A 13,351-nucleotide genomic window follows, 5' to 3' on the forward strand; every position below is an offset into this window, starting at 1 on the left:
GCCGTGGCTGACGATTTGTACATGTGCCAGTTGGCGAGCCGTTACGGCAAATTGGTTATCAATCCTGACTTAACCATCATTCATCATGAATCTCCAAGCTCGCGCGATAAGGCGGGCAAAGTAGCCAAGGCTACAGCAATTAACCACTATTATTTTCTTGCCTTGAAAAAGGCTGGAGTGATTCAGTATGGAGCCCTTTTATGGACCTTATCCTACTTGATGCTCAAAGAAACGCTGCGTCGCAATTTTAATGCCGCAGATGGATACAAGCAGGGGGTGTTGTTCATTCTGAACCCGCGCAAGCAAAAATATAACGAATATTTAGGCCCGGCGGTTCAGTAAACTGTTTTCTTTACACACTGACAGGATAAAGGGGGAGTATGATGTTAAGCTTGTCCATTGCTCTGTGCACCCGAAATCGGGTTGATGATCTGACCCGATGCATTAATTCAATTGCCATTGGGGGAGCACCGGAGGCATGTGAAACCGAGCTATGGATTATTGACGACGGAGAACTGCCAAAGCATGTGCTGGAACGTTATGAGCGTCAGTTGGGCAGAGCGGGAATTACCTACCGATATCATCGCAAGGAGCAGCCGGGATTATGGTTATCTCGTGTAAAGACAGCTGAACTTGCGCAGGGTGACATCATTTTGTTCCTTGACGATGACGTTGAGCTGCCGAGCAACTATTTGAATGAGTTGATGCGTACCTATGAGGCTTACCCGCAGGCCGCTGGTGTTGGCGGTATTGCACAGGGAATGAGTAACAGCTTCATGGGAACGATTCGATGCTTGCTGTCATTCCAGCAGTCTTTGTCCAAAGGGAGGTTGTCCCTCAGCGGTCAGTCCGGCTCGATGTATAACTGGCATAAGGCCAAGAAGACGTTTAGAACCCAGTTTTTCCATGGCTGTAATATGTCATTTCGCCGTGAGGCGATTCGTAGTCTGGAGCCGGTACCTTGGTTGCAAAGCTATAGCGTAGGCGAGGATTTATTACTTTCACGCATCGCAATGAAAAGTGGTCCGTTATACATTAATCCGGCGCTTACGCTGCTTCATCACGAATCGCCGTCCTCGCGCGACAATATGGAGCAGGTTACTTATATGCGGGTGATGAATCATATTCATCTCCTGCGTGAAGAGGGATCTGGGCCGATTGGTTATGCAGCACTATACTGGACGACGTTGTATCAGATTTTGAGAGAAAAGCCCAAGAAAAATCATACTGCCATTCAAGGCTATAGAAGAGCGTTGAAAGCAATCTTTTCAAGTCCAAAGGAGCCTGTTGGCGGGGGACAGTTGCCTGAACGCAATTCCAAAAAAACGGTAGGCTGATGGAGGTGCGTCAAAAGACGCAATGTGAGCATAGAGACGAGAGGCTTAATAAGGAACAGGAGTTGGACGTAACATGAGCACATGGACAGCAGCAAGGAAAGTATTCACGGGTGACAGTCTCGCCAAAACGATCATGCGCACGAGCTTTAACAATTTTTTTGTGCTAATCGTCACGACCCTGACTTCCATCCTGACCGCACGTATGCTCGGAGTAGAGGGGAAAGGAGAACTGGCGGCAGTTCTGTTCTGGCCTACGTTGATCGGCAGTGTGTTGAGCTTCGGATTACCAACGTCGTTAATTTATAACATCAAGAAGAAAACAGGCACGACGGAAGAACTGCTGGCGTTGTCGCTCTGGATTCAGTTGCCTGCCAGCTTGTTGGCGGGAGCGGTGGCCTGGATATGCATGCCGCTGTGGCTGAATGGTTATGGTGCGGATATCATCCAGCTGTCCCAGCTTTATTGTGCGGCAGCCATACCGCTGGCAGTGCTTACAGCGCTGACGACAGCATTGTCGCAAGGGCTGGATCGATTTAGCGTATATAACGGTCTGTTGTTTTACTACCCGTTACTGAATTTCATCGGTCTGGTGACACTGTGGCTGATGGGCCTGCTCAATGTGCAGCTGGCAGGAGCAGTGAATTTTGCCGCGAGTTTCCTTGCGCTAGTATGGGCGTTCCTCCGTTTGCGCAAGTATATGAATGTGCGTGCTTTCCGCCCATTTACCAGCCGCCAAGTGCTTCGTCCTTATTATAGCTATGGAGCGAGGGTTTACGGGATGGAGCTGATGGGGACGCTGTCCACACAAACGGACAAAATCGTTATTGTGGCGCTGCTATCACCCAAAGCGTTCGGTCTGTACTCTGTTGTCTACGCCTTGTCTCGTGTGTTCAATGTGGTGCAAAATGCCGTCACTAACGTTACTTTCCCTAAGGTGACGGGGATGGAGCACAGCAAGATTGTCGAAACAGTAGGTCGTGCTTTTCGCATCTCTATGGCTGCGATGCTAATCGTCATTGTGCCTGCTCTCTTCATTGGACGCTATATGCTGGGTTTGCTGTACGGCCCCGCTTTTCTGGAAGCATCGCTAACGTTCTACCTGCTGTCACTGGAATGTATCATTGGTGGCGGCTCATGGATTCTGGCTTCGGCCTTTAACGCGCTGGGACGTCCGGGACTGGTATTGTTCCGGCAAATTGTAGCCTATGCGATCACCGTCGGTCTATTTTTTATTTGTACACCGATCTTTGGTCTGGACGGCATTGCGATTGCTTTGCTTGTAGGCGCTTGTGTACGGTTGGCATTCTCACTGTTCTCGTTCCCCATGTTTTTCAATGTTCCGCTATCACGGATCATTTTTGATAAAAGTGATATTACATTTGTCATTCAGACTATACAAAAGAAGCGCAGGAAGGGAGAACTGAAAGATGCCGAATTTGCATCCCATGGCTAAACTGAAAAATAAGCTGAGCGTCATTCTCGACGTAGTCCCCCAAGGTTCGAATATCATTTATGTCGACTATCCCGTCTATAATAACGGTGGGGATGTACTCATCATGAAAGGCACCGAGGCGTTCTTCAAGGATAATGGCATCCGTGTCCGTGCCCGTTATAGCGCCATGGATATTCCCGATCAGCTTCAAATTCCGGGTGACTGGATTATCGTGTGCCACGGCGGCGGCAACTTCGGCGATCTCTATTCAAATCACCAAAATTTGCGGGAACGCATCGTTCGCGATTTCCCTGACCACCGAATTGTAATTATGCCGCAAACGATCCACTTTCAATCTGAACAGAAGGCTAATGAGGTCGCTGCCCTGTTTAATGCTCACCCGGATCTACATATGTTTGTGCGGGATACACGCTCTTATCAGTGGGCTAAGGACAAGCTGAACCAGTGCAGTATCACACTATGCCCTGATATGGCGCACCAGCTCTGGCCATTGAAGCCGACTACGGAAACAGTGAAGGATGTATTGTATTTCCTGCGGACTGATATTGAAACGGTGGGTGGACAAAAGAAGTTCGATGATGAGGCAGATGCCGCTCACCGGCTGGACTGGGATACTTTGTTCACTCCGCTGGAAGTGAAGGGAATTGTCTATTTCCAGAAGTTTTATCGACTGGATAAGAAAATCGGTGGACCGTTGCCTACACGTACGTTCTGGTACAAGTACACAGACCATCTCATGAACAAAGCGGTTACGCTGTTCAGCTCTTACCGCGAGGTTCGCACTTCACGGCTGCACGGTCACATTCTGGCCTGTCTGCTTGATATGCCGCACGTTGTCATTGACAATTCCTACGGCAAGAACTCGCAATATTATAATACTTGGACACAGCCGAATCCAAAGGCGCAGCTGTTTAGTGAAGCTCCAAGTGCGTTGGAGCAGCCATCTTAATAGTAAGAAAAGATACGTAGATTAATTTCAAAGGTATGATAACGGCAAAAAAATCTCCTGACCATTTCATTGGTTAAGGGGGTTTTTCGTTTAAGGATATATAGAGCATCAGTATAATTGTTAATTAGATAAACCATTAAGGCAATGAATATTTAATGGCTTAAATACCGCTTCATTTTGACAATCCATTTCATGAATAGATATAATTTATGGGATAAAACTTGTAGGAATATTGGGAACTCCCCTAACTTTTGCAGAATAACATGAAAGTATATTTATTTTAATGAATCGAGGCTGACGAATGAGTAATCAATCGATGGACATGCTTCTCACGAAGGATATCGTGCGTGAAGGGGAGTCTATTTTGCGTACGAAGGTGGATCCGGTATGCTTGCCACTGTCTGAAGAGGATCTTCAACAGATGCAATGGATGCTGGATTATCTGAAAAATAGCCAAAATGAAGAGCTGGCTACCCGCTATGAGCTGCGCCCGGGTGTGGGATTATCTGCGAACCAGATAGGTTTGAACAAAAGAATGTGCGCTATTTATTATGAAGATGGGGACAAAACGGTAGAGTATGCGTTGTTTAATCCGAAGCTGGTCAGCCACTCCACGTCCATGATTTATTTGGAACAAGGTGAGGGGTGCTTGTCTGTAGATCGGTACGTAGCCGGATATGTACCTCGTTATGAAAAAATTCGTATTAAGGCCAATTTGCCAGACGGAACACAGGAGCTATTGACTTTCAAAGGTTATGCAGCGATTGTAGTACAGCATGAAATGGACCATTTGGACGGTATTATGTTCTATGACCGTATCAATCCGGAAGATCCGCACAAGCTGCCGCAGGGAGTGCATATCGAACCTTTTGTACGTAAATAGCTCATGATCCGTAAAGTGTGGTGACTCCGTTCGCCACATTTTTTTAATTTTGCAAAAAAATATGGATATAGAGGTTACGAAGCTTTAAACTGGAAACATGTAGCTCGTGATAGAGGATGTGAAAATACACAAAAATGTAAGCGCTTATCTTATGGGAGGGATGACATGAATCGTGGAGTACGGCTTCTGATGAATAATATGCGTATGCGGAATAAGCTGCTGTTCTCCTATGTACTGATTGTCATGATCCCGGTGCTGGTGGTAGGCGGCTGCGTTACTTTTTATTTGCGAGAGCAGGCATTGAATAGTGCAATTGCCCAGACAGTAAACAATGTGGAAAAGATCAAGAGCCAGACGGCAAATTTACTGCGTGTGCCAACGGATATTTCAAATGGGCTCATGTTCGATAAGAGGCTGAGGGAGATGGCGAACAGACGGTATCCGGGTATGGTAGAGCTGATGAATGCGTATCATCAATACAAGGATTTTAATGAGTATACTCAGCAATATAGAGAGATTGCTACCATCCGGTTCTATTCGTACAATCCGACGCTTGTCAATAATCTGGAGTTTATTCCAGTGGACTCTAACATTGAGCGGCAGCAGTGGTTCCAAACGGCTTTGAAGGGGACGGCGATTAACTGGTTTTACATTCAGGATAAGGAAGATAACCCGGTTAATCGCCTGAGCCTGGTACGGCAAATTCCATTTCCCGAATACAATACCAAGGGAGTTCTGATGATATCGCTGAGTCAGACCGAGTTGAATCATATGCTGAGCAAGGAGCCCTTTGAAACATTGATTGCAGATCGTAATGGTATTGTGGTCGCAGCTACTCGTCCGCAGTCGGTGGGTCAGACGTTGGGAAATTTACATTTGGGCTTTGATGTCCAGCGTGCGGGTAAGGGAATATATGAAGCGAAAATCAACGGGAAGTCCTCCAACATCATCGTGGATGAGCTGCTGCCCGCCTCCAGTGTGAGCGGATTTACGATTATTTCAGTGTTTTCGACGGAGCATATTGTACAGGGAGCCAACCGAATTAGCTTGATTGGTGCTCTATGTGTTCTTGCGGTGCTGGTTATGGCACTGATTCTGATCACCATCATTTCCTGGCTGATTACCAAACGCCTACAGCGGTTGAGCTATGAGCTGGGTAAGGTAGCCGCGGGCGATTTTCATGTGGTATCGAGTGTGGAGGGAAGGGATGAGATCGGGGATTTATCCCGCCGTTTCAACTATATGGTGAACAGTATTCGCCAACTCATGGCGCAGGTCTATGAGACGAGTGAGCACAACAACAGGCTGGAATTGGCACAAAAGGATATCAAGCTAAAAATGATGGCTAGCCAAATTAATCCGCATTTTCTGTTTAATGCGTTAGAATCCATTCGAATGAAAGCACATCTGAATGGGGAAGCGGAAATTGCAACGACGGTGCGTTTGCTTGGCAGGCTGATGCGCCGGAATCTGGAGATTGGCAGTGGTAAAACGACGGTACTACAGGAGCTGGATATGGTGCGATCCTATTTGCAAATTCAGCAGTTCAGATTTGGAAATCGTTTGATCTATGAAGTGAATTTGGAAGAAAGCGCGACGGACCTGTCGATTCCTCCCTTAATCATACAACCGCTGGTGGAAAATGCAGTCATTCATGGTCTGGAAAATAAGGAAGAGCCAGTTACCGTGAAGGTAGATATTGCAATAGAACGAAGAGAGCTGAAAATCAAAGTGGAAGATGATGGGATCGGCATGGAAGCTGGGCAACTGACCCGTCTGCTAGCTCGGATCAGGGGGACGGATGAGCCAGAAGGGAGCAGTATTGGCCTGCGTAATGTACATCAACGTCTAACATTGATGTACGGCGAACGTTATGGACTGCATATTGAAAGCGCATTACAAGAAGGAACAACCGTATACTTTTCCATACCAAGGGGGGAAGAGTCGAATGTATAAAGCAATGATTGTAGATGATGAGCCTGCGATTCGTGAAGGATTGTCCTCCATTATTGACTGGGGGAATTGTGGCTTCCGTATTGTCGATACGGCAGGGAACGGACGCGAGGCTCTGGATAAGTTCGGAGAGCATCGACCGGAGCTGGTCATTGTAGATATTCGTATGCCCGGGATGAGTGGGCTGGAGGTCATACGAAGCATACGTGAAAAGAACGGAGAGCCGTTTCACTTTCTCATATTAAGCGGATATGCAGACTTTGATTATGCACGGCAAGCCATGGGCTTCGGGGTGGATGGCTACCTACTGAAGCCAGTTGATGAGGAAGAAATGACGACAGAGTTGAAACGGGTACGGCAAAACATTGAGGACGAGAAAGAAGATGGCAAATGGGGAAGTCCGCCTTCCCATGAGCGTAATTGGATCGAAGCACTATTGTTTCCGGTTCATCAAGAGCATGCTCGTAATGCTCTGGAAAGCAGCGATTCTCTGCACAAAGCATCCGAGCAAGCTGAACATCAAAGCGGTAACGGAAAACATGGACAACAGCCTGCGTTACCAGCGTTGGACTGGAGTAGCTATCAGGTTATTCTGCTGGATTTACGTATTCCTGACTGGGATCGGCAAGCTCGGCAGTCGGCAGCAAAGCAGCGGCTAACGGAATTGTGCCATGAGCAGGGCAGAGGTATCGTGTTTGAGGCTGGAATATATATGGGTCTTTTGCTTCCCGCCACGTTAAAAACGGAGAAAGATGCTGTTCAGTTACTGGCTGCTTGGCGACAGGAGCTAAAGCCGTGGGCTACGGAAATTTATGTGGCTGCCGGTGATTCTGTAGCCATTCTTAACGACATTCCCAGATCTTTTGAGCAGGCACTACGATTATTGGAGCGTACGTTTTTGTTCCGGGCAGAAAGAGTCATGCTTTCCGGAGACCTACACGAATTGGAGACAGTCGAGACTGAAAGGAGTGGAGCGTCTGATAGTGCCACAGATGATCCCATACGTTATGCAGAAAAGCTGTACTATGCGCTAGATATGGCTAATAGTGAAGCTGCAACCCGTGTCATTAAGGAAATGGAAGGGCAATTTCCACGGATTTATCGCACAGAATCTGCAATCAAGGCGGCGTTCGCCCAAACATTCACACTGGCGTTGAACAAGTATGCAGCCGGACAGGATCACAGCCGAACCGTGCTAGAGGAGCACTCCAGCTTTATAACCGATGTATATGCTTATTCCACATTGGGCGAGCTGGTGGATCACTCGCTGGAGCATGTGTTGCAATGGATTGGCCAGACTGATCCTAGTGGCAAGGACATCATCATGAAACAAATGATTGACTTTATACATAGTCATTATGATGAAAATTTGCGACTGGAGTTACTGGCAGATATGTTCAATTACAATAGTGGCTATTTGGGCAAACTGTTCAAAAGTCATACTGGCGAGGCCTTTAATGCCTACCTGGATAAGGTGAGGATTGAGCGAGCAAGAGAATTGCTTGCTCAAGGAATTAAGGTGCACCAGGTGGCGGAACGCGTAGGATATGCGAATGCAGATTATTTTCATAGTAAATTTAAAAAGTATGTTGGAATGTCACCTTCCTCCTACCGTAATCGGGTTCAAAAGAACGGAGGAACAGATGGCTGTTGATAGAATCCCTAGGTTTAACGCTATGAAGTCTCTCTTACAGATGTCGGAGGTACGACCTCCGAACGAAGAGAGGCTCTTTTTTTATGGCGGATAAATGGATAGATCAATCGAAAATGTCACATTTATTATGTAGTTTAGGGCGTTTTCATCAAATCGCCATCGTTATGACACAACTTTGACACGATGTTCACATTTTCGATTCTATTTCATTTAAATTTATTCTATATAATGGGGATAATCTGAAGCCGGATCATGACAGCCATGGTGAAGGTAGTTGAGTGAGTCATTTTTCTAAAAAATGACCGCTGCATATGTAAGAATGTGAATACTATCACAAGTGTAGAAGACTTCAGATTACAAGACACTATAAATCAATGTTAAGAGAAGTGCAGGGGGAGGGGCAACATCATGGACGTATTGGATTTGGCACGGTTGCAGTTTGCAACCACAACGATTCTTCACTTTGTTTATGTGCCGATCTCCATTGGATTGTCGTTGTTGGTGGCAATTATGGAGACTATGTATGTTATCAAAAAAAATGACTTGTACAAAAAAATGGCTCAATTCTGGGGAACGTTTCTGCTGATTAACTTTGCATTGGGCGTAGTCACCGGGATTTTGCAAGAATTCCAGTTCGGGATGAATTGGTCGGACTTTTCCCGTTTTGTCGGTGATGTATTCGGTACGCCGCTGGCGATTGAAGCGCTGCTTGCATTTTTCCTGGAATCGACCTTTATCGGATTATGGGTATTCGGTTGGGAAAGATTGTCCAAAACGGTCCATTTAATTTGTATGTGGTTGGTATCTATCGGTACGATGCTATCGGCATTGTGGATTCTAGCTGCTAATTCATTCATGCAGCGTCCAGTAGGATATGAGATTCAAAATGGACGTGCAGAAATGAGAGATTTTGCTGCACTGTTAACGAACGAACAACTGTTATGGGAATTCCCACATACATTGTTTGCTGCTTTTGCAACGGGGGCATTTCTTATCGCGGGTATCAGTGCATGGAAGCTGATGCACAAAAAGAATATGGACTTTTTTAAACCTTCTTTCAAATTGAGCGTTATTGTTGCCTTAATCAGTGCCATTGCTATTCCTTTGTTTGGTCATGGTCAGGCTCAATATTTAGTGAAAACACAACCGATGAAGATGGCTGCCAGTGAGGGCTTATGGGAGAACAGCGGTGACCCCGCTCCTTGGACAGTTATCGCGGGTATTGATCCTGAAAAGAAGGAAAATACCTTTGAAATTAAAGTTCCTTTTGCTCTGAGTTTTCTATCTTATAGTAAATTTTCCGGCTCTGTGCCTGGTATGAATGAGCTTCAAGCAGAATATGAAAAAACCTATGGTCCGGGCGATTATATCCCGCCAGTACGTACCACGTTCTGGAGCTTCCGTATTATGATTGCGGCGGGATGTGGCATGATTGCACTCGCTTTATACGGTGCTTACCTGACGTTCCGTAAAAAGCTGGAAGGTTCACATCGCTGGTTCTTCCGTCTTATGATATGGGGGATATCCCTTCCATTCATTGGGAATACTGCTGGTTGGATCATGACCGAAATAGGTCGCCAACCGTGGACTGTATTTGGTTTGCTTCAAACAAAAGATTCTGTTTCGCCTACGGTTGTGGCAGGAGAAGTGCTGTTCTCGTTCATCTCATTTACCACATTATATTTAATTTTAACAGGTGTGCTGGCATTTCTGTTTTACCGTACGGCTCGCAAAGGTCCAGATATCGAGCCACATCAGCAAACGGTAATTCATGATCCATTTGCCCAAGGGGGTGACAATAATGACGCTAAATGATTTATGGTTCTTATTGATCGCAGTGTTGTTTACCGGTTTCTTTTTTCTGGAGGGCTTTGATTTTGGCGTGGGGATGGCCACGGGATTGGTACCGCGCAATGACCAACAAAAACGTTTGATGATCAATACGATTGGTCCATTTTGGGATGCCAACGAAGTGTGGCTGATTACAGCAGCAGGTGCGATGTTTGCCGCTTTCCCGCATTTTTATGCAACTATGTTCAGCGGATATTATCTGGTATTTGTCTTTATTTTGCTAGGTTTGATCTTGCGTGGAGTTTCTTTTGAGTTCCGCGGCAAGGCTGAAGGGAAATGGTGGACAGGAACGTGGGATGCCTGCATTCTGATTGGTAGCTTTCTACCGCCGATGCTGTTCGGTATGGCTTTTGCGGCTTTGGTGAAAGGTGTACCTATTCAGCAAAACATGGATTTGAAAGCTGGATTTTCCGATGTGTTCAATGGATACACCGTATGGATTGGACTGACAGTGGTCGGAATGTGCCTAATGCATGGGCTGACGTTTATTTCCCTGCGGACGATTGGAGAAGTACGGGATCGTGCTCGCGTGATTGCGTCCAAATTTCTTCCGGTATTGGGCATTTTACTCGCTGGCATGGTGGTATGGACTTATTTTGCAACGGATTTATTTGCACGTCGCGGTCCCTTTATGTATGCTGCGGTAGCAGTGGGAATTGTCGCCTATGTGCTGACGTGGTACTTCCTGAAGCAGGGCCGCGAAGGATGGGCCTTCGGGATGACAGGGGCATTGATTTTGCTGACCTTCGTTTCGTTATTCGTTGGTTTGTTCCCAAGATTTATGGTGAGCTCGATTAACAGTGCTTTTGATTTGACGATTTATAATGCAAGTTCCAGTCATTACACACTGAAAGCCATGACGATTGTTGCAGCAACGCTTTTACCCTTTGTGCTGGCTTATCAGGCGTGGAGCTATTTTGTTTTCCATAAGCGTCTCAGTGAGAAGGATCATTTGGAATACTAATGGATAAGGCATGGTTTGAATTAAAGGGCATTCGGCCAGTAATGCTGCTACTGGCTGCCCTTTCCCTGCTCCAGGGGGCTGCTGTGATTGCACAAGCAGTCTTCTTGGCAAAGGCTGTTACGATTTTGTTTGATAAAAATCCGCTGGTGATGGCTTGGCCGTCACTGGCGTTGTTTTTCGCAGCTTTTGCAATGAGGCATACGATGATCTGGCTGCAACGCCGGACAGCCGGCCGTTTTGCCGAAGCTTCAGGCGCTTCCTTACGGGAGCGTCTGCTTGCACGTTTGTTCGAACGGGGGCCGGGTTTTGCAGCGCAGGAAGGCAGCGGCAAGTTGGTGACGCTAGCGCTGGACGGCATAGATCGTTTTCGCACGTATTTGGAACTGTCCATTCCTCGAATGATTGACATGATGGCTGTAACTATACTTGTGCTTGTGTATGTTTTCACATTGGATGTCATTTCAGGTGTGATTTTGACGACTACGATGCCGATACTGGTGGGCTTCTTTATTTTGCTCGGCTTGGCGGCGCGGAAGCAGGCAGACAAGCAGTGGCGTTCCTATCGTCTGTTATCTCACCATTTCACGGATTCGCTGCGTGGACTTCAGACACTAAGGTTTTTGGGGCGTAGCCAAGAGCATGGGGAATCGGTTGGGAAGGTCAGCGACCAATACCGCACGGCAACGATGCGAACGCTGCGGGTAGCGTTTCTTTCCTCATTTGCCCTCGATTTTTTTAGTATGCTATCGGTCGCTTTTGTCGCGGTAGGCTTGGGTTTGCGCCTGATTAGTGGCTCGGTAGGTTTGGAGGCAGCGCTTGCGGTGCTTATTCTGGCACCAGAATATTTTATGCCCATACGCCAGTTGGGATCAGACTATCATGCTTCACTGGATGGTAAGGAGGCTTGGGGAGCAATACGCTCCATTCTCAGTACAGAAGATAATGCGACCGAGCCGAATAAACAGGCAGCTAGCGATAAAGGATTGGACATCACGGGACTGGACATTCTCGAGCTATCTGATGTGTGCCTCCTGAATGAAGACGGTTCGGCTCGGCTTGAACATGTGTCTGCACATGTTGAACCGCACATGAACATGATCGGCATCGTTGGCGCTAGCGGTGCAGGTAAAACGACGCTGCTTAGTCTGCTTGGCGGCTTTGCTGATCCCACTTCGGGTGAGCTGCTCCTGAATGGATGCGGATTGGCTGGGGATGCCAAAGCTGAATGGCAACGGCATATTGCCTATATTCCACAGCACCCATACCTGTTTAGCGCTTCTCTGGCAGATAATATCCGCTTTTATGAACCCGAGGCATCCAACCAGCAGGTAGAATGGGCGATTGACGCGGTTGGACTGCGTGAACTGGTAGACGGTCTTCCGGGTGGATTGAATGAGCCCATTGGTGAAGCAGGTCGGACACTGAGCGGAGGGCAGGCACAGCGGATTGCGTTGGCGCGGGCATTGCTCAGTAATCGTCCGGTCGTTTTATTGGATGAGCCTACGGCCCATCTGGATATTGAGACAGAATGGGAGCTAAAACAGACGATTTTATCGGTTTTGAAACATAAGAGAATGTTTCTTGCCACCCATCGGCTTCATTGGATGTCAGATATGGACTGTGTCTGGATGATGGATCAAGGGCGTCTGGAAGAAGTAGGCTCTCATCAGCAATTGATTGCCCGTAAGGGGGCATATTACCGATTGCTGACGGGGATGTGGGAAGGAGGGAACGGACGATATGAGAGTAACGGACAATAGCAGTCAAGGCTGGTTTGTGACGTATCTGAGACAATATTTTTGGGCCTTTCTGATAGCTGCTCTTTTGGGCGCGCTGGCCATTGGATGTGCGGGCGCGTTGCTCTTTACGTCCGGTCATCTGATTACCCGTTCGGCCTTAAAACCGGAAAATATATTAATGGTGTACGTTCCAATTGTGCTTGTGCGAACATTTGGCTTTAGTAAAGCGGTTATTCAGTACCTGGAGCGCTTGGTAGGGCATGATGCCGCACTGCGTCTGGTGTCCCGTATGCGGGTACGCTTATATCGGGCAGTAGAACCGCAGGCGCTGATGATTCGCAGCAAATTCCGTACAGGGGATCTATTGGGATTGCTGTCAGAGGATATTGAGCAGCTTCAAAACATCTATCTGAAGCTAGTTCTGCCTGCGCTATCGGCTTTGCTGATTTATGCAGCAGGCATCTTGGCGCTCGGACGGATGGACGGAACCTTTGCCCTGCTCATGGCGCTATATGGCGGATTTTTGCTTTTTATTGCCCCAGCTATCTCACTATGGACCTCACTCGCC

The 13,351-nt window shown here is 47.2% G+C and carries 10 protein-coding genes and 1 pseudogene; all 11 read left to right on the forward strand.

From position 1 onward, the window contains the following. Positions 1–342: pseudogene (locus GRP75_RS12310) on the forward strand (glycosyltransferase family 2 protein); the annotation flags it as partial. A 41-nt stretch (positions 343–383) separates the two neighbouring features. Then, entirely contained in the window at positions 384–1,337 is a 954-nt protein-coding gene (locus GRP75_RS12315; protein WP_023990347.1) for a glycosyltransferase family 2 protein, read from the forward strand. 73 nt (positions 1,338–1,410) lie between these two features. Then, entirely contained in the window at positions 1,411–2,790 is a 1,380-nt protein-coding gene (locus GRP75_RS12320) for a lipopolysaccharide biosynthesis protein (protein ID WP_023990346.1), read from the forward strand. Then, the gene (locus GRP75_RS12325) at positions 2,765–3,739 is read left to right on the forward strand and encodes a polysaccharide pyruvyl transferase family protein (RefSeq protein WP_160789442.1); all 975 of its coding nucleotides are present in this window, start codon (positions 2,765–2,767) and stop codon (positions 3,737–3,739) included. Before GRP75_RS12320 ends, GRP75_RS12325 begins: the two co-directional genes overlap by 26 nt. 301 nt (positions 3,740–4,040) lie before the next feature. Beyond that, on the forward strand, positions 4,041–4,622 hold the full coding sequence (gene def / locus GRP75_RS12330) for a peptide deformylase (protein ID WP_160789443.1): 582 nt from the start codon (positions 4,041–4,043) through the stop codon (positions 4,620–4,622). A gap of 165 nt (positions 4,623–4,787) precedes the next feature. Further along, positions 4,788–6,578 carry a cache domain-containing sensor histidine kinase gene (locus tag GRP75_RS12335; protein ID WP_160789444.1) on the forward strand — a complete coding sequence of 597 codons (1,791 nt, stop codon included), beginning with the start codon at positions 4,788–4,790 and terminating at the stop codon, positions 6,576–6,578. Continuing rightward, on the forward strand, positions 6,571–8,229 hold the full coding sequence (locus GRP75_RS12340; RefSeq protein WP_160789445.1) for a response regulator transcription factor: 1,659 nt from the start codon (positions 6,571–6,573) through the stop codon (positions 8,227–8,229). The genes GRP75_RS12335 and GRP75_RS12340 overlap by 8 nt, the downstream gene beginning before the upstream one ends. Positions 8,230–8,637: 408 nt before the next feature. Continuing rightward, the gene (locus GRP75_RS12345) at positions 8,638–10,044 is read left to right on the forward strand and encodes a cytochrome ubiquinol oxidase subunit I (RefSeq protein WP_160789446.1); all 1,407 of its coding nucleotides are present in this window, start codon (positions 8,638–8,640) and stop codon (positions 10,042–10,044) included. After that, complete coding sequence (cydB, locus tag GRP75_RS12350; protein WP_053326115.1) at positions 10,031–11,044, forward strand: cytochrome d ubiquinol oxidase subunit II; 1,014 nt, start codon at positions 10,031–10,033, stop codon at positions 11,042–11,044. The genes GRP75_RS12345 and cydB overlap by 14 nt, the downstream gene beginning before the upstream one ends. Beyond that, positions 11,044–12,804, forward strand: coding sequence for a thiol reductant ABC exporter subunit CydD (gene cydD / locus GRP75_RS12355; protein WP_160789447.1), 1,761 nt, complete (start codon positions 11,044–11,046; stop codon positions 12,802–12,804). The genes cydB and cydD overlap by 1 nt, the downstream gene beginning before the upstream one ends. Next, positions 12,785–13,351: ABC transporter transmembrane domain-containing protein (locus GRP75_RS12360; protein WP_337194224.1), on the forward strand; the 567-nt coding region annotated here is incomplete at its 3' end. The genes cydD and GRP75_RS12360, both read left to right, overlap by 20 nt.

Source organism: Paenibacillus sp. OT2-17 (assembly GCF_009827695.1).
GTDB classification, from domain to species: domain Bacteria; phylum Bacillota; class Bacilli; order Paenibacillales; family Paenibacillaceae; genus Paenibacillus; species Paenibacillus polymyxa_B.

What these genes read in the sequence shown, in the direction of transcription:
- def (WP_160789443.1), top strand. Translation starts at nt 4,041, where the DNA reads ATGAGTAATCAATCGATGGACATGCTTCTCACGAAGGATATCGTGCGT.
- GRP75_RS12335 (WP_160789444.1), top strand. Translation starts at nt 4,788, where the DNA reads ATGAATCGTGGAGTACGGCTTCTGATGAATAATATGCGTATGCGGAAT.
- GRP75_RS12345 (WP_160789446.1), top strand. Translation starts at nt 8,638, where the DNA reads ATGGACGTATTGGATTTGGCACGGTTGCAGTTTGCAACCACAACGATT.
- GRP75_RS12315 (WP_023990347.1), top strand. Translation starts at nt 384, where the DNA reads ATGTTAAGCTTGTCCATTGCTCTGTGCACCCGAAATCGGGTTGATGAT.
- cydB (WP_053326115.1), top strand. Translation starts at nt 10,031, where the DNA reads ATGACGCTAAATGATTTATGGTTCTTATTGATCGCAGTGTTGTTTACC.
- GRP75_RS12325 (WP_160789442.1), top strand. Translation starts at nt 2,765, where the DNA reads ATGCCGAATTTGCATCCCATGGCTAAACTGAAAAATAAGCTGAGCGTC.
- GRP75_RS12340 (WP_160789445.1), top strand. Translation starts at nt 6,571, where the DNA reads ATGTATAAAGCAATGATTGTAGATGATGAGCCTGCGATTCGTGAAGGA.
- GRP75_RS12320 (WP_023990346.1), top strand. Translation starts at nt 1,411, where the DNA reads ATGAGCACATGGACAGCAGCAAGGAAAGTATTCACGGGTGACAGTCTC.
- cydD (WP_160789447.1), top strand. Translation starts at nt 11,044, where the DNA reads ATGGATAAGGCATGGTTTGAATTAAAGGGCATTCGGCCAGTAATGCTG.